At 43.3% G+C, this 20,508-nt stretch carries 15 protein-coding genes; 9 read left to right on the forward strand and 6 right to left on the reverse strand.

What is annotated here, in order from left to right; translation table 11 throughout:
• The first annotated feature begins 126 nt into the window (after nucleotides 1–126).
• The gene (locus tag B2863_RS02915; RefSeq protein WP_102092965.1) at nucleotides 127–1,002 is read left to right on the forward strand and encodes a mechanosensitive ion channel family protein; all 876 of its coding nucleotides are present in this window, start codon (nucleotides 127–129) and stop codon (nucleotides 1,000–1,002) included.
• A 45-nt stretch (nucleotides 1,003–1,047) separates the two neighbouring features.
• On the opposite strand, the gene ybeY is transcribed toward B2863_RS02915, so the two are convergent.
• Both ybeY and B2863_RS02925 read right to left on the reverse strand, forming a co-directional pair.
• On the reverse strand, nucleotides 1,048–1,647 hold the full coding sequence (ybeY, locus tag B2863_RS02920) for an rRNA maturation RNase YbeY (protein ID WP_296207388.1): 600 nt from the start codon (nucleotides 1,645–1,647) through the stop codon (nucleotides 1,048–1,050).
• 312 nt (nucleotides 1,648–1,959) lie between these two features.
• Entirely contained in the window at nucleotides 1,960–3,051 is a 1,092-nt protein-coding gene (locus B2863_RS02925; protein ID WP_296207564.1) for a PhoH family protein, read from the reverse strand.
• Nucleotides 3,052–3,662: 611 nt separating this feature from the next.
• Between B2863_RS02925 and B2863_RS02930 the strand changes: the two genes are divergently transcribed.
• The 3 genes from B2863_RS02930 to B2863_RS02940 all read left to right on the forward strand — a co-directional run bounded on the left by B2863_RS02930 (nucleotide 3,663) and on the right by B2863_RS02940 (nucleotide 7,710).
• Nucleotides 3,663–4,991 (forward strand): UbiH/UbiF/VisC/COQ6 family ubiquinone biosynthesis hydroxylase, encoded by a 1,329-nt coding sequence (locus tag B2863_RS02930; RefSeq protein WP_296207390.1) that lies wholly within the window; start codon nucleotides 3,663–3,665, stop codon nucleotides 4,989–4,991.
• A 165-nt stretch (nucleotides 4,992–5,156) separates the two neighbouring features.
• Nucleotides 5,157–6,440: an FAD-dependent monooxygenase gene (locus tag B2863_RS02935; RefSeq protein WP_296207393.1), complete on the forward strand. Its 1,284-nt coding sequence runs from the start codon at nucleotides 5,157–5,159 to the stop codon at nucleotides 6,438–6,440.
• A 37-nt stretch (nucleotides 6,441–6,477) separates the two neighbouring features.
• Nucleotides 6,478–7,710 carry a PIN domain-containing protein gene (locus B2863_RS02940; protein WP_296207395.1) on the forward strand — a complete coding sequence of 411 codons (1,233 nt, stop codon included), beginning with the start codon at nucleotides 6,478–6,480 and terminating at the stop codon, nucleotides 7,708–7,710.
• 1 nt (nucleotide 7,711) lies between these two features.
• On the opposite strand, the gene B2863_RS02945 is transcribed toward B2863_RS02940, so the two are convergent.
• Nucleotides 7,712–8,623 (reverse strand): lysine exporter LysO family protein, encoded by a 912-nt coding sequence (locus B2863_RS02945; protein WP_296207396.1) that lies wholly within the window; start codon nucleotides 8,621–8,623, stop codon nucleotides 7,712–7,714.
• Between the two features lie 264 nt (nucleotides 8,624–8,887).
• Between B2863_RS02945 and B2863_RS02950 the strand changes: the two genes are divergently transcribed.
• The 3 genes from B2863_RS02950 to B2863_RS02960 are packed head-to-tail and all read left to right on the forward strand — an operon-like array spanning nucleotide 8,888 to nucleotide 13,683.
• Nucleotides 8,888–11,659, forward strand: coding sequence for an alpha/beta fold hydrolase (locus B2863_RS02950; RefSeq protein WP_296207397.1), 2,772 nt, complete (start codon nucleotides 8,888–8,890; stop codon nucleotides 11,657–11,659).
• A gap of 3 nt (nucleotides 11,660–11,662) precedes the next feature.
• The gene (locus B2863_RS02955) at nucleotides 11,663–12,859 is read left to right on the forward strand and encodes a patatin-like phospholipase family protein (protein ID WP_296207398.1); all 1,197 of its coding nucleotides are present in this window, start codon (nucleotides 11,663–11,665) and stop codon (nucleotides 12,857–12,859) included.
• The gene (locus B2863_RS02960; RefSeq protein WP_296207399.1) at nucleotides 12,856–13,683 is read left to right on the forward strand and encodes an SDR family NAD(P)-dependent oxidoreductase; all 828 of its coding nucleotides are present in this window, start codon (nucleotides 12,856–12,858) and stop codon (nucleotides 13,681–13,683) included. Before B2863_RS02955 ends, B2863_RS02960 begins: the two co-directional genes overlap by 4 nt.
• A 26-nt stretch (nucleotides 13,684–13,709) precedes the next feature.
• Here the strand turns inward: B2863_RS02960 and B2863_RS02965 are convergent, their stop codons facing one another.
• From B2863_RS02965 to nadA, 3 genes are all read right to left on the reverse strand, one after another.
• The gene (locus B2863_RS02965) at nucleotides 13,710–14,603 is read right to left on the reverse strand and encodes a phosphatidate cytidylyltransferase (protein ID WP_296207400.1); all 894 of its coding nucleotides are present in this window, start codon (nucleotides 14,601–14,603) and stop codon (nucleotides 13,710–13,712) included.
• A 127-nt stretch (nucleotides 14,604–14,730) separates the two neighbouring features.
• Complete coding sequence (nadB, locus tag B2863_RS02970) at nucleotides 14,731–16,620, reverse strand: L-aspartate oxidase (protein WP_296207402.1); 1,890 nt, start codon at nucleotides 16,618–16,620, stop codon at nucleotides 14,731–14,733.
• Nucleotides 16,621–16,690: 70 nt separating this feature from the next.
• On the reverse strand, nucleotides 16,691–17,830 hold the full coding sequence (gene nadA / locus B2863_RS02975; protein WP_296207404.1) for a quinolinate synthase NadA: 1,140 nt from the start codon (nucleotides 17,828–17,830) through the stop codon (nucleotides 16,691–16,693).
• Nucleotides 17,831–18,189: 359 nt separating this feature from the next.
• On the opposite strand from nadA, the gene B2863_RS02980 reads away from it, so the two are divergent.
• Together B2863_RS02980 and nadC are read left to right on the forward strand one after the other, a co-directional pair.
• Nucleotides 18,190–19,221: an NUDIX hydrolase gene (locus B2863_RS02980; protein ID WP_296207406.1), complete on the forward strand. Its 1,032-nt coding sequence runs from the start codon at nucleotides 18,190–18,192 to the stop codon at nucleotides 19,219–19,221.
• Between the two features lie 160 nt (nucleotides 19,222–19,381).
• Nucleotides 19,382–20,242 (forward strand): carboxylating nicotinate-nucleotide diphosphorylase, encoded by an 861-nt coding sequence (gene nadC / locus B2863_RS02985; protein ID WP_296207407.1) that lies wholly within the window; start codon nucleotides 19,382–19,384, stop codon nucleotides 20,240–20,242.
• The last annotated feature ends 266 nt before the right edge of the window (nucleotides 20,243–20,508 follow it).

Raw genomic sequence — 20,508 nt, forward strand, 5'->3', positions numbered from 1 at the left:
TGAAAATAAAGTTGCTGGAAAAAATGTCACTGAAAACACGACTGTTAAGAATAACGCTTAATGCACTATTTTTATCATTACAGATACTCAAGTTCATAACACACAGCTATAAAATAAAGAGTCAGTATGGAATTTTTAGGTTTTACCGTCGATGTCGCTACCTTAACGAGCAATGCCCTAGAGCTGGTCATTAAAGTCGCTTTGGCAATACTTATATTTATCGTTGGACGTTGGCTTGCCAAAAAAGCAGTCGCTTTTTCCGATCGCTTGATGACGCGTAGCCATCTGGACGAGACAGTTGCTAGTTTTTTAAGTCGTCTATTGTATGGCGTACTACTGGTCGTGGTTATTTTAGCTGCACTTAGCAAAGTCGGTGTACAGACTACTTCGGTCGTCGCAATCTTAGGTGGTGCCGCTGTTGCCGTTGGTTTGTCACTAAAAGACCAGCTATCAAATTTTGCCGCTGGTATTATGATTGTGACATTTCGTCCGTTTGTGCGCGGTGATTATGTACAGATTAGTAGCTACACAGGTACGGTGACAGAAATTACCTTGGTTAATACCCATCTGACGACCATTAACAATCACGATATCATCATTCCTAATAGCGATATCACGACTTCACCTGTGGTCAATTATACAGCGCTACCCAATCGCCGCGTCGATATCACCGTCGGTATTGGCTACGATGCTGATATCAAAACGGCTAAAGACGTGATGTTAAGTCTGGCAAGAAACAATCCATTGGCTTTCACTGATCCTGAGCCTATCGTACGAGTGACCAATCTAGGCGATAATTCAGTAGATCTTACCCTGAACGTTTGGACAACCAATGCCGACTGGTGGTCGATGCAATGCGAGCTACTAGAGCAGTTCAAGCAAGCTCTAGATGATGAGAAGATTGAGATTCCATTCCCGCAGCGCAGTGTCCATGTTAAAGGCTTGGATCATATGATTAATCAGATGGGTCAAGCGCAAAAATTGCCACTATCTAAAGATTGATAGCTGCTTAATAGTTAGAAGACTGTTTAATAAAGCAGTGCTAGTTTAGATATAAGGGTTTGGTAGGTTTAGGCCTGCCAAAATCTCAATTTCAAAGTACTCCATCTCATCTTGTTCAGCTTGTCCGAGCTCATGATCAAAACCCAGTAGGTGTAGCACGCCATGTATTAGCAAATGGCTGATGTGCTGCGCCACGGTTTTGTCCTGTTCAGCCGCTTCACGTACCATCACTTCATGACAGATAATTAGCTCACCAAGAGGCAATGTTGGCATCAGCTCAATGACGTCTGCAGGTAATTCGCTTGGATAAGACAAAATATTGGTTGCATAGTCCTTGCCGCGTGCTTCTAGATTTAGAGCACGGCCTTCGACCTCATCAGTGATATATATATCCAATGTTTTAGACTTTTCCTGCCACAGCTCAGGATCAATATCTGCAAAATAGGATAGGGTCAGACCATTATTAATACGACCGTCTATATAATCCAAAGTCGCCATCATGACTGATAGTAAATGCTCGTGATTATAAAAAGTATCTAATACTTCATCATCAATACTGTCGGTTGCACTGATATCAAGTGCTGCTAAGCTGGCATGGTTGCTAGCAATCTTGTCATCGAAATTAGTATTGTCAGGTTGGCTCATATTGCTGTCCTTTTTATTATAAATGTGTTTCTAACGCTGCAGCGTCTAGGTGATTTATTTGCCAGTTTTTTACCATAAAAGTAGCTTGATTACTGTTTTTCATTGCTAAATTTATTGGCCAATAAATAGAGGCTCATGTATAAAACATATAGAGGCTACTATAGCTAAGTTGCTGGTAGGCGACTAGTAGCGAAAGAGCTAAATTCAATAAACTGTCGGTAAGAAAAAACCGGACTACTTTTAGTAATCCGGTTTTCTTATGCAAGATAAATGCTTATAGCAAATTACTATAGCCCAGTTATTGGCTTATTATTACAGATTGGCTGCTGCGTTAGCGACGGCTTGTCTACGCTCTTGTTCTTTAATACGTTCAAACTTACGTTTTTCTTCTAAAGCCATTTGCTCTTCATCAAATACGTCATAGGCTTCAACAATTTGCTGTACCAATTGATGTCGTACGACGTCTTTTGAATCAAACTTTGTGATATGAATCTCTTCAATATCTTTTAGAATATCCATCGCTTGTGCCAAGCCTGATTTGTGACCACGTGGCAAATCCACCTGAGTAATGTCACCAGTGATGACAGCACGTGAGCCAAAGCCCAAACGTGTCAAAAACATTTTCATCTGTTCAGGCGTGGTATTTTGCGCTTCATCTAGAATGACAAACGAGTTATTCAAAGTACGACCACGCATATAGGCAAGCGGCGCCACTTCGATAATCTGACGCTCAATCATTTTACCGACTTTCTCAAAGCCTATCATCTCATAGAGTGCGTCATATAGCGGGCGTAAGTATGGATCGATTTTTTGGGTCAAATCACCTGGCAAGAAGCCCAACTTTTCACCAGCTTCTACTGCTGGACGCACTAGCAAAATACGCTCAATCTCATTACGCTCAAGCATATCGACGGCACATGCCACCGCTAGATACGTTTTACCCGTACCAGCTGGCCCAATACCAAACGATACGTCAGAGCTCAGGACGTTTTTTACGTAACGCTGTTGGTTGCTGCCACGCGGAACGATGCGGCCTTTACGTGTACGTAAACTGATGGGCGTAAATTCGCTAGCCTCATCCAAGTCTTCATCATATTCCATATCATCATAGTCTTGCTCGTCTTCTTCGATGTCTTCATCACGAGAGAGACTAGATTGGATGATAAGGTGCAGCTCTTCTGCACTGATGTCTTTAGTGTTCTGTGCTTCATCTACCATTTTGTAGATAATACGTTCACCGCGTTCGACATTGGTCACATCGCCACTCAGGCAAAAATCGCCTTGACGCTGCATGATTTTAATATCGAGGCGTTCTTGGATATATTTCATGTGATTATTGTATTCACCAAGCACGGTTTTTAGCTGTGCTGGGGTCAATGATTCAAACTTTATACGGCGGCTCATGGAATCAGTCAAGCGATTATCCTTTTATTGTGTACCCGACGCTATGATTTGGTTTTAATTGCGTAGCGGGTTGCAGAGATAAAATAGTTAGTGGCGTTACAGTGTTTAGGTGATACAAAGATTGTAGATGATAAAAATGACGGCGTTATTATTGTTGTTTTTGTGGAAGGTGGTAAATGAAAGTAATGAAAGTCTTGCCTTCATTATGGTAGAGAATTTTTAAATTTCAAGCCATACATCAGATAGATAACGCTGTTTTTGTATGCGGATTGCAACTGCTACAGCGATTTTCTATAGATTGATTCGATGTTGCTATCAGTTCTATATAATTCATCGCTACCCACCATATGATAGTGCTTTAATAAGATTAAGATTTTCGAGTTTTATAAATATAAATCTCGTTTACGATGATAGTGGAGAAACGATTTGTCTACGGTTAAGACCACGGCAGAATAGACAATTTGTGGTAATCTATGGGCAATACCATAGTTTGCTGCAACCTATCTAACAACAGTAGTGACATGATAAAAATTATAAAATAAAGTCAGTGACGAGCGGCTATCTATCATAAATAAACTGCTTGTCCAAAAAATTATACTAGGAAAATAACGATGCAAGATACTGATTCACATTTATCCAATGCTGACAGCATACCTAAAAAGTTCGACAGCATCTCTAAAAACAAAGAAGCGATAACTAACCAGCAAGTGCTTATCGCAGGTGGTGGTCATGTTGGGTTGTCCTTTGCATTGCTATTGGCCCATCACGGTATTGCGAGCACCTTATTAGAAAAAAACAGCTATCCAACCATCAGTCCAACGGATGATAGGACTCGCAGCCATTATTTAGACAGTCGCAATACGGCGTTATCACGGCGCACGGTACAGATATATCAAAAGATTGGCCTGTGGGATGAATTACAGAGCCATGCCTGCCGTATTGACACCGTACAGATTAGTGAGCAAGGCAGTTTTGGGCGTGCGCAGCTAAATAAAGCAGAGGAAAAGGTCGAGTCATTTGGGCAAGTCATCGAAAACGCTTGGCTGGGTCGTAAACTTTTATTAGCCGCACAGCAAGAGCCACTAATTACCTTGATAGATAATGCCAATGTGACGACTGTCCAGCAGCAGGCCGATAGTGTGACACTTAGCTTTAATTACAACGATGAAGCCGAAAACGAGCAGCAGCTACAAGCTAGCGTATTAGTCGCTTGTGATGGGCGCGACTCTACGGTACGACAATTGCTAGATATCGGTACAACTACGTATGACTATCAGCAAACGGCCATCGTCGGCGTAGTAGAGACAGATACGCCACACGAGCATGCAGCGATTGAGCGTTTTAGTCCAGCTGGCCCGCTTGCCGTGCTCCCATTGACTGATCCAGAAGGCGATGGCAATGATGAGTATCAACAGGGTTACAGACGCTCTGTCGTATGGGTATGCCCAACAGGTGAAGAAACCAGATATTTAGAAAACGACGCCCATTTCTTGCAGACGCTACAGCAAGCTTTCGGTCAACGCGCTGGCAAGTTTATCGCTGCTGGTCGCCGCGGCGCCTATCCATTGACCCGCGTACTAGCGAATAAGCAAGTAGAAGGGCGCTGCGTCATTATGGGCAATGCCGCTCATACCTTACACCCTGTCGCTGGTCAAGGGTTTAATCTCTGTATGCGAGATGCACATGTGCTGGCACAAATGATGAGTTCACAAGTGCTCAAAGGCGCAGATATCGGTGATACACAGTTATTAAAGCGTTATGAAAAAGCACGTCAAACCGACCAGAAGCGAGTTATTCGTTTTTGTGATGCGGTAGTACACGGCTTCACGCATCCTAACCCAGCGATTAAGCTAGCGCGAAATATGGCGTTGTTGGCCTTTGATAAATTGCCAAATATCAAGCCACTAGTCGCCACTTATGCGATGGGTCTAAAATCATAGCGCTATATTAATCATCTTTAAAAGAGTGACAGCGTTAACCTCGCTTGAAGTATTGCCTATACATCTGCACTCGGTTGCCTCGTCTCTCTTTTAAACTGAATCAACTAACTGTAATCAAGATTGATAATAAGCATTCTAATATTGAATAATATTGAGAGACACCTTATGAAAAACAACCATACGCTGATTATCGGTAGCGGTATCGTTGGGGCAACGCTTGCTCTAAAGCTGGCACAGGAAAAAATGCCGGTGACGTTGATTGATGCTCGTCCTGAGCGTGATGAATCAGCTTGGCAACATGTACTTAGTAAACGTGATGCACGTGTCTATGCACTCAGTATGGCTAGTATTAATTTGCTCAATGATATTGGCGCTTGGCAAAAGATTGCTAGCTCTGAGCGTAAGGCTGATTACTCGCAAATGCAGGTATGGCAGCTCAATGGTATGGGTGAGTTATTATTTGGCGAAAGTGAAGATATTGGCGCCGAGGATAATAGTAGTAACAATCATGAGCCTACATTATTAGGTAGTATGGTAGAGCCTGCTGTTATCGAGCACGCACTATGGCAACGCTTGCACGAAGCTGATGTTAGTGACTATCTGACCCTTATCGCTGGTCACAAAGTTGTCAATATGGATTGGCTAGGGGCGCAGCAAGGCTACCGTGTCACTCTGGACAATGGCGAAGCGATTGATGCGCGTCTATTAGTTGGCGCTGATGGGCGCGGTTCATTTGTCCGTCGGCAAGCAGGCATTGGCGTAGATACGCTTGACTATAACCAAACTGCCATCTGCTGTGCGATTCAGACTGAGAAACCGCATCAGGCAACTGCACGCCAAGCCATGCTACCAACAGGTACGTTGGCACTATTGCCATTAGCAGATATAACCGATGCTGATAAGACAAATCCGCAGCATTGGCAGTCGATCGTATGGACATTGCCGCGCAATCAAGCATTGGCATTGATAGAGGAAGAAGATCGTTTTATTGCTGATAAATTAGCAGCTGCCAGCAATTACGAGCTAGGTGCGATTGATCAGATTGAGTCTATCGCTAGTTTTCCATTAGCGGCACAGCAATCGAAAAGCTACGTGGCTGATAACTTGGTGCTGATCGGTGACGCTGCTCATGGCGTACATCCGCTGGCAGGTCAAGGACTGAACCTCGGTATGCTCGATGTGAAAGTATTATGTGAGCAATTAGCGCATGACTTTACACGTAGTGGCGGTACGCTTTGGGGCAGTAATCAAACGCTACGTCATTATGAGCGTTCGCGCCGTCCGCATAATAGCCTAATGATGCACAGCTTTTCTGCGCTTAACTGGTTATTTGCAGGGTCGCTTGCACAAGTGCGTCCCGTGCAGCAGATACGTAATGAAGGCATGTACCGAGTAAGCAAAATCAAGCCATTAATGCGTTTGTTTGCTAAGCAGGCGAGTGGGGTATAAGTAATCGTAACTTTTATTAAATGATAAGAATATTTTGATGAAGCATATTTTAATTGATTATGAAAACATTCAGCCTAAAAGCTTCGATAATGTAGAGGTGGATGAATGCCATGTATGGCTGTTTTTGGGTATCAATCAGCAGAAGAGTTTATCTCTTGAATTGGTTGAAAACTTGCTCAGGTTTGATAATGAAAATGTGCACATTATTAAGATGCAACATGCAGGGAAGAATGCGCTAGATTTTTACTTGTCTTTTTATCTTGGCAAAATCTCTGAAATTGATCCTAGTGCTGATGTTTGTATTTTAGCAAGAGATAGTGGTTATGATATCTTGGTTGAGCATCTCAATAGTGCTTATGATGGTATGAGTATCATGCGGTTAGAAAATGCTAATCAGCTAACTGTGGCTTACGAGTCAAACATAGAAAATGCATTAGATATAAAAAAAAGCCAACTTGTCATCGAAGACAGTCATAATGTTTTGTGTGATGACGTTACTAGCGTTGCCATGGACAATAAGAAATCTTTAGCGCAAAGCCTTGAAGGAAGCGTTCCCAAATCGGTTATACATGAGTGTTACGTATTGGTTTTTGATAGCATTGTCAATCGTAAGGTTTTTTTACCGAGCTATAAATCCAACCTATTGTACTCGATAAAGAAGTACGTTCCAGTGACAGTACTAGAGAGATTTAATAGTACTGAGCAAGATTATATTTTTGAACAGGTTTTTGGAAAATTTATCAAAGCAGGACTTATTAGACTTGATGAAAATGGAGAAAAACTAAGTTATAAAGTAGACAGTCAAGGAATATTAGATTTAGTCACTGATCAAGTTTTACGAAGTAAGGCAAAAGAAATTGATGGATTGAATAATGTGATCAAGCAAAAACTTGCAAGTTATCGCCAAGCAAATAGTCAGGATCAAATTGATTTAGTTATAAATTACCTCAAAAAGAAGGAAATAATAAAACAGGATAACAAAGCTATCTATTACTCACCTTTCAATAATGTCAAAGGAAATTCGAGTAAAGTTTCACAAGATGATAATAAGAATAGCAAAGACTCTGCTACAACATATCAACGTGCAATAGCACAGCTAAAAAGTAGACCAGCAGGTACTCGACCATCCAAAAAGTCAAGCTTAATAAACTATCTTAAAAGCTATCTACGTAATGAGGATACTAAAGCAATTGATAAGCTAGTTAAACAGATGGTTAGTAATAAAATAATCGTAATATCAAATACGAATAAGCTGATCTACAAAATATAGCTTACCCAAGCGCCGAAAAGAAGACCATCAGCACTGGCGAGACAATGTTAATTAGGAAGCCAAAGCTAATCGCTAGTGGCACGACTTTTAGACCACCTGACTGCTGAATGATAGGCAAGGTAAAGTCTAAGCTGGTCGCGCCGCCAAGCCCAACCGCAGCGGAAGGGTATTTACGCATAAATACCGGAATAAAGATTAATGCAAAGAACTCACGTACCAAGTCATTAAACAACGCGACACTACCCCAAACCGCGCCATAAGCATCGGTCATGACAATCGCTGATAGCGAGTACCAACCAAACCCTGACGATAGTGCTAAGCCTTTCGTCCATGACACATCCGTAAATAGTAGCGCAAAGATAAGCCCGCCTGCCAATACCGCTAACGTAAAGATGATACTCATTTCTACGCCGCGTTTATTCAGTAATACTTCTTTTAAGGTGATGCCCGATCCTTTTAAGCCTATACCGACCAATAATATCAAAATCATTAGCATGACGGTCATAGAGTTTTCAGGCGGCATATAATCAGCAGGCAAGAAATAGCCAATCACCATCCCAATTACCACACAAACCACTTGCGCCAAGCTACCGCGAATGCTCACCCGATGCTCTTTAGATTTTACACTTGGTTTCTTGGCATGCCACGGACGCAGATGGTCAAACACCATAAGCGCAAACAATCCCGTGCCAATTGTCAGTATTGATAATACAGTGACATACAGTGCAATTTCACCCAGCTGATTGCCTAGACCTTCTACCTGTGACAGCTCAATACCAATCAACGCTAGGATGATAAATACCAAGTATGATAGACCTTTGTCGGCCACTTTTGTCATAGTAGGGTTAGACGGAATGGCAAAGCCAATAAACATTGGCATTAATACCAGAACAAGGGTGACTAGGCTTTCCATGATAAAGGGCTCGCAGCATTTTTAATAAGGCGTTTTTAAGAAGCTGAAGATTGTACCATATAAGGTTAGCAGTATTGATATGAGCTACTGAGATTCATTGCAAATCATCGCTCATTGTTGACTAAAATGGAAAAATTAGACGATTATAATGATGTTAATAAATATCTTTTTAAAAATGTTTGAACGTTTTTGAGCGCTTTGTAATTCTTTACCTTACAAACTTTTGTTGCTACATTAAAGTACTGGAAATATTTGGCTAGACTCATGTCGCTATATCAGCTCAAAACTCAGTTTCAAAATCAGCTACGCCCGATAAGCAATACGCTGGTTGAGCAAAATATTACCGCTAACCAAGTGACGGTATCCGCTGTTTTATTAAGTATCGGTACTGCCTATATCATTGCCAAACCAGCGGCTGAACAGCAGCGGCTGTGGCTTTTATTACCATTATCATTGTTTGTACGTATGGCACTCAATGCCATCGATGGCATGATGGCCCGTGAACATGGCCAGGCATCAACGCTAGGAGCCGTGTTAAACGAGGTAGGTGATATGGTTGCCGATACGGCGCTATTAGCGAGCCTGACCCCTCATATCCTGACCCCTCATATCAATAACAAAGAACGGCAAACGGTAATAGCCAACTTGCTAACGAATATATCAACTTCTCAGCATCATATCACTGCTCTGATAGCCCTTAGTATTGGCACCGAGCTGTTGGGCGTTACTAGTAATACCATGTTAGGTGTTCGTGCTAACCAAGGGCCTTTGGGCAAAAGCGACCGCGCCTTCCTATTAGGGGTGCTTGGTGCCTTTATGGGTAGCAGAGCCAAAGTGCCAGTCGGTATTAAAATGCAGACGTCTTCGCTTCCTGTCAGAATGGGTCAATTATTTATATTAACAGAGGTGATGCTACTAAAGACTTGTCTCAATCGACTACGTTATATGACAGAGTTATACTTGATGCGTAATCCACCTCAGCTGCGGCCAGATAAAACTGTTTCTGTCATTGGCCATCATACTGAGCCTAGTAAGCTTAATAAGCTATCCTGCGATAGTTCTCTATTAAATGTTTCAATATTGAATGTGTCAGTATCAAATTCTACTATTCAAACTTCCTTTTCGGAGTCCAATACGATGCCCGTCACACCTAGCAATGATCAACCTAATGATCAACGCAGTGATCAAAAAACAATCGCAAAAAATGATACGGGTTTTGACTTGCCTGCATCTAAAATCATCAATGGTGAAAGCTGTCATAACGCTTATGATGGCACGGCTATTTATTATCGCTATTGGCTAACGACGCCTTTAGAAGATATCAAGCAAGCCAACCAACCGTTGCGCCAAGTTATCTTATTGCACCGAGGACATGAGCATTCGGGACGATTGGCAGAGCTGGGAGAGCAGTTTGCAAAAGCTGGCTATCAAGTGTTTGCTTGGGATGCGCGTGGTAATGGGCGTTCAGGGGGTATCAAAGATCATGCTGAGAGCGTTACCGAGCTTGAGCGAGATTTAGAAGGTTTCGTACAACTGGTGATTGGGCAAACAGGTATTGCTATCGAAGATACATTGATTGTCGCTAGCAGTATCGGCGCGGTATTGGCAGCAGCATGGGTACATGATTATGCGCCTAATATTCGCGGCATGATACTTGGCACGCCTGCGCTCAGTATTCGCTTGTATTTGCCCTTTGCCATACCGTCATTGAAGGTGGCGCGTACGCTAGGTCTGATGTCACGTGTCAGCAGCTACGTTAAAGCACAAGTACTGACCCATGATAAAGACGCGCAGCAAGCCTACAATGCTGATCCGTTAATCTCCAACAGTATCTCGACCGATTTACTCATTGATACCCATGCAACGGGTCAGCGTCTACTCGATGATGCTGGTGCTATCACCGTACCGACGTTTGTCTTATGCGCGGGTAAGGATTATGTGGTCGATAAACAGGCTGAGCGCACCTTTTATGAAGCGATTAACACACCGACCAAACGCTGGCAGTTGTATCCAGATAGCTATCATGCAATTTTTCATGAGACCAATAAAGCCGATGTATTCGCCGACTGTATTGAGTTTGCTGAGCAAGTATTTAGCGCACCAGTCCAAGCACCTGATTTGAGTACGGCTCACTTAAATAGTGCTAGTAAAGATAAAGTGGATCGTTTGGCGATTAAACCATTCAATCCAAACTTTGCAATTACCCGTTTTGCGATGCAGAAGTTTGGTCATGTCAGCGATGCGATTGCGACAGGGCTTGAGCATGGATTTGATTCAGGTCATTCACTGGATCATGTCTATTACAACAAGCCTAGCGGTCAGAATAAGTTTGGACAAGCAGTTGATAGGTTTTATTTAAATAATATCGGTTGGCAAGGTATTCGTATTCGCCGTGAGCATATATTGGAGTTGGCACGCTTAGCACTTGCAGATATCGAAGATAAAAACCAAAGTAGCATTGAGTCATACCAACCAAAACTGTTAGATATCGCTAGTGGACATGGTTTTTATGCATTTGATCTGCTGACAGAGTTTACAGAATTACATGCTGAATTACGTGATTATGAGATGCATAATATACAGGCATTGCAAGCAAAGGCGGAGCGTTTGGCCATGAGCAGTCGAGTCGTGACCAGTCAAACGGATGCCTTTGATCCTGCCAGTTATATCGATGCAGATACGAATGACACTAGTACCGATACTAAAAAATCAGATCTTGCTATTGCTTCAGGGTTATTTGAACTTTTCTCTGATAATGCGCTACCAGCGACAGCCTTAGCGGGTATTTATGACAGTTTAAAATCGGGCGGTTATCTAATTTATACCAACCAACCGTGGCACCCTGAACAGGAATTTATCAGTAAAACATTAAACAATCACCGTGGTAGTAGTTGGGTGATGCGCTGTCGCTCGCAAGCGGAGATGGATCAACTGGTTGAGCGTGCAGGTTTTAAAAAGGTTGCCATGCGTATCGATCGCTTTGGGATATTTACCGTGTCATTAGCGATTAAAACTGTACCAGCTGATGATGAGTGATAAATGAATAATCAGCAGGTTAAGCCTTATAAGCGTGTTCAGCTGTTTTCAGGGGGAGGGTCACGTTTTGGTTACTATTTGGGCAGTTATGCAGCACTAGCAGCGCATGATTTGACGCCAGATATTATCGTTGGTACTTGCGGTGGTAGTTTGTCTGCTTACTTAGTACAACTTGCGCCTGACCCTAAAGATTTGCAAGCGTTGATGTGCAGCCGTGAGTTGTATCGTGTCATCACTGCGATCAGACATGTTGCGCCAGATGAAGCCAATAAACGTCTAAAGCTGCGTTATATGACCCATGCACTCAAACGTTGGCGGTTATCAAAGCAAAGGGATAACGGACAAGGACAACGTCAAGCAGACAGCTACGAGCGACTGTTAAATGAGCTACAGCAGTTGGCAATGTTTCGTATCGATAACGAGCAGTATTGGCTAGATGAACTGTCGCAGTTTGCTACTAGTAATAATGATATTAGCAATACTGATAAAGCAACGCCAGAGATAGCCATCATTGCCAGTCGATTGTATCAAGCACCTGCTGATGGCTTATGTAATAAAAAAACTGTACTGCAAGAGTTGTTATTTGCGCCGCCGTGCTTAGCAAGTTTGCCAGATTCTATATTAGGTCTGGCTGACGAGCAAATAACATCACCAGCGCACACATTTGCAAACGGACGCATACACCCGTCCGTAAAGGTAGAAACACAATGGGATTTTGCCCCAGTGATTCGCGCGTCTATGGCTGACATGTACTATCTACCGCCAACACATATCACAGAGCTTGGCTGGTGCTTAGGTGGGGTGATCAATCTGACACCGATTGAGCTAGCCTGTCAGTTGGGTAACAGCGTATTTGCAGAGACCAAGGCAGGTTATGATTCATGGCTGGCTGCTCCCGCGATTCAGCGCGTTTTTGGTTTTGATCCCAATAGGCGATTAGCAGCAGTACACGGTTATCAAACAATCAGCGTGTCGCCTCGCACTGACACCACTAATAAAAACTATCAGCTACATTGGTTACCCTTTGCAGATAATGAGCAGCAACTGAGAGGGCAAAATGTGCAAAAGCGTTTTAACCTAAAGCAAATGACCGTTGAGCTAATACATAGCGACTATGACGGTTTTGTGCAGAAAATGCAGGCGCAATGGCAATATGGCTATCAGCGCACAGCCGTTTATATACAGCAGCATAAATTATGAAAAACCTCGCAAAAGGTATCACTAAAAACCATGCGCCGCATATCATTATCGTTGGTGGTACAAGTGGCATTGGCTTAGCTTTGGCGTTGCATCATCAGATGCTCGGCTGGCAAGTAAGCGTTGTTGGAAGTAGCGCAGTAAAGATAGCCGATATCAACAGCTTACATCCTGCTATTGTGACTTATGTATGCGACTTAACTGACCCAAATCAAACGCAAACGTTATTAGACAATTTGTCAGGTATTCCATTTCAAAGGCTGATCTATAGTGCGGGTAGTTACACCAATGAGCGTATCCATCACTTAAATCAAGCAGATAGCGACCAGATGTTAGTGATTAACTTACAGGCGTTTGAGCAAGTTTTTAGATGGGCAAGCAGTCAGTTAAAGCAGCAGTTAAAACAGTCATGTCAGGCATTAGATATGACTAAAGGTGATAGACCTAGCCTCATCTGTATTGCCTCTATCGCAGGCACGATAGATTATCCTTATGCCAGTCTATATGCAAAAAGCAAGCGTGCAATGATTGCTACGGCTAGCGCTTATCGAGCAGCACTTATACCTTATAACATCCAAGTAAACTGTATTGCCTCAGGCTATATCAATACTCAAGCACTACGTGATTTAAACGATGGCGATGCTAGCCATAAGCCATTTATCATGAGCACGCAAGCAGCGGTTGATCATATTATGCAAGCGATTGACGATAATATAGAACTAGCGATATTTCCACGCTCAATGCGCTATATCACGAGTGCCTTAAATTATTTACCTAAGCCTGTGCTCAATTGGATATTGCGCAGTAAACTGGATAAAGCCAAATGACTCTGCTATCTGTGCTTTGATTGTATTTAACCAAATAACCAGTAGAGTAGAGTAAATGCTGGCACTCCAATCAGTAAACTGTCTATCCGATCTAACACCCCACCATGACCAGCGAGCATCGTTCCAGTGTCTTTTACCCCGTGCTGGCGCTTAAAGGCTGATTCTAATAAGTCTCCAAATATACCGCTTACAGCCAAGCCATAGGCAGCTAATAGACAGATCCACCAATCAAAAGGGGTGAGCCAAAGACCTAATACTGCTGCCAACATTGCCGCAACTAAACTGCCAAAGATAGCACCTTCAATGCTTTTATTCGGGCTAATAGTCGGCGCTAGACCTCGTTTAAACAGCTTACGTCCAAGCAGTCTTCCACATAGATATTGGGCAATATCGTTGAACTGACTGGCAAATAATACGAAGAGTAAAACGCCATATTGTTCGCGTTGCCAGGTCAATTGCTGTAAGACAATAAGACTAATAATGAGTGAGATGAATGCAATACTCAGTAGCAGGTCTAAGGAGTTAAGCCGCGTATAGTGTTGAGTCAGATTGAGAGAGGTTTTTGGTAGCAGGGGAGTACTTGGCTGTAAGCCTTGCGCTTGGAGTTTATGAATGAGTACGGCTTTACTGCGTAAACACCATAGGCGTTTAATCTCGTAGCTGCCGCGTAAACCAATTAATATAAAAAATAAAATGAGCAGCCATTGATAGACATATACTTGCAAATGAGAACCTTGCGTATCGTTTGTTATTTTTGCAATCACATAGCAAGTGCAGAGTGCGGCTAGCATCAACCACCACGAGCGGGCTATCAGGTAGATTTTTGGCAAACGTTTGCGCAGACGAGGTACGGCAAGTACACCCCAAGCCAAGCTGACAATTATCATCAAGGCAATCACAAACACAATATCAGAAGCCATACCATGGACACTCAAAGAAGAGGTAATATTTTAAGCCTATCCATAATGATAGCTTAAATGCTTCTTTAACTATAGTGTTAGATATCCTCTTGATGGGTTTGGCTATTATCTGTTATCTGTCGTAGGTTTAAATGTGGTCAGTAACTGGTATCGGACAACGCTCATTTTCTATAATGTGAGAAAAGGAGCTAAGCGTAGTTTTTCTTAATGGCAGAATGATACTGGTTAAAGGCGTTTCAGCTAAGTTAGGATAATCCTCGCGATAATGTCCACCGCGACTCTCAAAGCGCTGATAAGCCGATTGGACAATCATCGTTGCTAACGCTAATTGCCTCACCAATTGAAAAATGGCAAGCTCACTGTCAGTAGTAGGGGCGTTACTGCTCATATCAGATAGCATGGTTTTATTATGTTCCATTGACTCTTGCCACTGCTCAATTTGTCGCAATGCTTGCTCTAATTGTTTGGCACTACGTGTAATGCCCATATTTGCGGTCAAAAGAGCTTTCAATGCTATAGTTATCCCTGCAATATCTACGTCAGAATGAAACGCCTTATCGACCTTATAAGTTGGATACGATGACTGCTTAGAAGGGGGCAAGATGACAAATTGCGTGTTTTCTAATGTCGGATATTGCCAAATATCGGCAGCTAACTGATGCAGTCCATAATAGGCAGTCGTATGTGGCTGTGCCGTTTCCTCTAAAGCTTCTAAGTTCTTTAAGCATTTTAATTTTGTTAGGTAACGAGGCAAATTAGCGGCGATGTTACGACCAACCACCACACACTCCAACAATGAATTGCTTGCTAAACGATTGGCTCCATGCAGCCCTGTATAAGCAACTTCGCCTGCTGCATATAGCCCTGCAATATCAGTCAAACCATTGGCGCAAGTCACCACGCCGCCACAACTATAGTGGGCAGTCGGAGCGACTGGAATAGGATCTGTGGTCATATCAACGCCGAGTGCTAGCAGCGTCTGATAAATTTGCGGGAAATGTGCCTGTATAAATGCGGCTGGCAAGTGACTGACATCAAGATGCACGTAGCCAAGTCCGTTACTACTAATCTGATTGGCTATTGCTCGAGCGACGATATCGCGTGGCGCCAATTCAGCGCGCTCATCAACGTCTAGCATAAAGCGCACACCAGTCTGCGGACAATAGAGTCGTCCACCTTCACCGCGTAACGCTTCAGATATCAAAAAGCTGCTATCATCTAATGCCAGACCCGTTGGGTGAAATTGAATAAATTCTAAATTTGCCAAACGACAGCCTGCTTGCCATGCCATCATGACGCCATCACCGACACAGACCTTAGGTGCGCTGGCACGCTTAAATAGTTGACCTAAGCCACCACTAGCGAGTACAACAGCCGCACTATGAATGGTGAGTTGGCGCTCATTGACATGATCAAAGACCAGCGCCCCTCGGCAATGTTTAATCTCGCTATCGTTCATGCTAAAAGAGGAGCTGCTAATCATAGGTGAAGTCAGTAACTCTAACGCTTCATGATAAGGCAAGATGGTGATATTGGACGCAGTCTGTGCTTTGACGGTTAATGCGTCCATCACGTGCCGACCCGTTGCATCATCCGCATGAGCCACACGTCTACAGCCATGACCGCCTTCTTTGGTCAAGTGTAAGTCACTGGTTGTTAAGACTGAAAAATCAGGTGTATTATCATTTTCTTTAGTTAAATTAGATTGAGTAAATGGTACACCTTGTTCGCATAACCACTGCACCGCTTGCTGTCCAGCACCCAAGATACGAGCAGTATTATCCGTCGCACACAATCCTGCACCAGCAATTAAGGTATCAGCGACATGATCAGTCACAGAGTCTGCTTTGTCTAAGCTAGCTGCGATACCACCTTGAGCGTAGTGACTTGAGCACACCTCAAGTGCCGCTTTGCTTAAAACAGTGATATTCAGCGATTTTGGCAGAAATAGTGCGGTGCTCAAACCTGCCAGACCAGCCCCAATAATAAGAACATCAGTTTTTATAATATTACTCATATCATTGCTGCTCCTGTTATTTTTATAGCGAGTAGTGCTGGAACGATCAACTGAATACGACTGACTCATGCTAGGCTGCCCCAACGTTAGCGAACAGTGTACGGTCTTTTACTATGTCGCCACTGGCGGCTACGCGTTGCTTTTGTGATTCAGCAAAATCGAGCATCCGTTGTAATGGTTTTTTTGCTGCAGTCGCGAGCTCAGGTGTCATTAGCACTTCACCGCTTTGATTAGTTAAGCACTGCTCAATTCCTTTTAGACCGTTCATGGCCATCCAAGGACAAAACGCACAGCTCTTACAGCTTGCACTTTCACCAGCAGTTGGTGCGGCCAAGAATCGCTTGTTTGGCGAGCGTTTTTGCATCTCGTGCAATATACCCAAATCAGTAGCGACGATAAAGGTATCAGCATCCATCTCATACGTTGATTGCAAAAGCTTGCTAGTCGAGCCGACCACATCAGCGAGTGCCACCACGCTATCAGGTGACTCAGGATGTACCAAGACTTTGGCCTCTGGATGTTCCTCTTTTAATTGCATTAGCTCAGTGGCTTTAAATTCGTTATGTACCAAACAAGACCCTTGCCAAAGCAGCATATCTGCGCCAGTCTCACGAGCGATGTATTTGCCCAAATGACGGTCAGGTCCCCAAATAATCGGCTCACCTTGGGCGTGTAAATGACGAACGATGTCGATACCGACAGATGAGGTCACTACCCAATCAGCTCTCGCTTTTACCGCGGCGCTGGTATTGGCATAGACGACCACAGTACGTTCAGGATGAGCATCACAAAATGCTGAAAACTCATCAGCAGGGCAGCCTAAATCAAGCGAGCACTCGGCTTCCAAATCTGGCATGAGGACGGTCTTTTCCATGCTTAATATTTTTGCTGATTCACCCATGAAGCGTACACCAGCGACAACCAATGTTTGGGCGCTATGAGCTTGTCCAAACCGAGCCATTTCAAGTGAGTCACCGACGCAGCCACCCGTTGCCAATGCCAAGTCTTGGATAAAAGGGTCGACATAGTAGTGTGCTACCAGTACGGCATTATTCTCTTTCAGTAGCTTCTTGATATTTTCTTCAACCATGATACGTTCAGCGCGAGGCAAATCTGCTGGCATTTTAGCCTTAGCATATTCAATATTCATCTGAGTGGCGATGCGATTGTCCGTACTCATGATAGGTGCGTCGTAAGGATATTTTTTCATAATGGCAGCCTTTGTTGGTGCAATAACGATAAATGTATGAGCTAAAAAATAGATAATTGGGAATAGCAAATTTATAAGTTGTCTTAATTATGCTCATTTTGAGCATAATTACAAGTGGTTTTTTATACTCAATAAGTCAAAAGATTAGGTTTAGTGCTCAAAGTGATGTGTAATTAAGCCGTATTGAGCTTAAACATAGTGCTAATTCATGCCTCTTATGACTATTTATCGTTATTGATTTTTCATACTTACAACCACAGACTATGATAGTTTTAGATTCGAGCTATACTAAGCCATACCATAGCTATTAACCCCAATAGCCTTTCACATTTCAGAAAAAAAGGATAATTCTCAAAGCCATGACGTTGTCTTATTCACATGCGCACCAGCAAGGTAGCGGCACGACAGAAGTGGTCGCCGTATTGGTCGCTATCACTGATCATATCGCGCGCGTTCTAACCGTTGACCAAGGCAAGCTATTGCCAAATGGCCCACTTATGCCGCTACATCGCTCGCTACAAGCGGGCGTACGTCAGTGGGTAGAGGAGCAAACACAGCAACCGCTCGGATATTTGGAACAGTTGTATACCTTTGTCGATACCAATAGACGTAACATCGACGGTCATGCGTTGGTGTATGTGAGTTATTTGGGCTTGGTGCAAGAGACGCAAATACAAGCACTCCAAAGCAAAGCACTCTGGCGAGATTGGTATGATTACTTCCCATGGGAAAATCATCTGGACGGTATGCCCAGTATCATTATGGACTTTATCGTGCCAGCACTACTCGAATGGGCCAATACTGCCAACGACTCGATTGTCCAACAGCGCAGGCGTCAGCGCATTGGCCTGTGTTGGGGGCTGGACGAAGCGTTTTTGACAAGTGGTAAACTCACTGACAGTCAATCAGTCCACGAACACGATAATGAAAGTAGAGAATGGATTGCAGAGCATGTATTACTACGCTATGAGATGCTTTATGAAGCAGGTCTGATACCCGAAGCCCCTAATTATCCGCCCAATTATCAGGCTGTTGCCTTGCCAGAGGACTGGTCACAGCGCATAGGTGTACCCATGTATTACGATCACCGTCGCGTGATTGCTACTGCTATCTCAAGACTGCGTGCGAAGATTGAATATAGACCGCTTATTTTTGGTCTGATGCCAGACGTCTTCACCTTATCGCAGTTGCAACAGAGTGTTGAGGCATTATCAGGAGTGCGCTTGCACAAGCAAAACTTTCGTCGTTTGCTTGATTCACAAAACTTGGTAATGGAGACAGGAGAAAGTAGCACTGCTCAGCGCGGTCGTCCTGCCAAGCTATATCGCTTCCGTCATGATATTGAATTACAGAGTTTATTGATGGACAGCAAACTTCCTAAGCGCAAGTAGTCGTTTCAAACCAGTCCGTTTTGTCTCTAAATCGGTTTGTAAAACGAAAAATTTGTCACCTTTCCTTGCAGGGGCGCTAACTTTACGCTATATTTATGCTCATTTTGAGTTTAAATAACGAGCAGTTTCTATCAATATCATGCCTAGATAAGGGTCAAAGATGACAATTGAAAAAGAGCCAGCATTGGATGACGTATTGCTTAAACCATTGGTTGATAATGCACTAACTGAAGATTTGGGTAGGCGTGGTGATGTAACCTCACAAGCTACTATCCCAGCTGATATGCAAGCGCAGCTACAGATCAAGGCGCGGCAAGCGGGCGTGATATGTGGTATCGATTTGGCACGTTTGTCTTTTGCCTTAGTCGATGCACAAATCGAGTTTATTGCACAAGTACAGGATGGAGAAACAGTAGAGGCTGGCGCAGTGTTAGCAACCGTAAAAGGTAACGCGCGTCACTTGTTGACAGCAGAACGCACGGCACTGAACTTTATGACCCATCTCAGCGGTATTTCGACAGCGACACGTCAAATTGTCGATAGTGTGGCGCAATATCCTGCGCAAATTACTTGTACGCGTAAGACCATTCCAGGCTTACGTATTGTACAAAAATACGCCGTACGCTGCGGCGGCGGACGTAATCATCGCTTGGGGTTAGATGATGCGATTTTAATTAAAGACAATCATATCGCCATTGCTGGTGATATAAAAACAGCCATTCAGCAAGCACAGAAGTTTGCTGGGCATTTGATTCCTATTGAGGTCGAAGTCGATACGCTAGAGCAATTAGAGCAAGCGCTCGATGCAGGTGTGAGTTTAGTGCTATTAGACAACATGTCGCCTGAAACGTTGTCGAAAGCGGTTGCTATGTGTCAGGGTCGAGCAAAGACTGAAGCCTCAGGTGGTATTATGCCTGAAACGGTACAAGCGGCAGCAAGTACAGGGGTTGATTTTATCGCGATGGGTTATTTGACGCATAGTACTACTGCTTTGGATATCGGTCTGGATTTTAGTGCCTAAGTACAGACGTAATAAAGACCAATAGCGATACATACGCTAGATTTTATGACAAGGGCTATCACCGAGTTAATAGATCGGTAATTTATACTGATAGCTTTTACTAACAACCTGTTAAATGCTTGTTTTTGCACTGAAGCTTTACTAAGGTGACATGTAGGCGTAACGGCGCAAAGTTAATGATTTTATTAGCTTATCTGCCTATGCTACAATGCTATTTTTAGTTGCCTATTGGGTCATCGTTGCACTCGCACGATGACCTTATCTTT

The sequence above is a fragment of the Psychrobacter sp. UBA3480 genome, from assembly GCF_002377945.1.
Lineage (GTDB): Bacteria > Pseudomonadota > Gammaproteobacteria > Pseudomonadales > Moraxellaceae > Psychrobacter.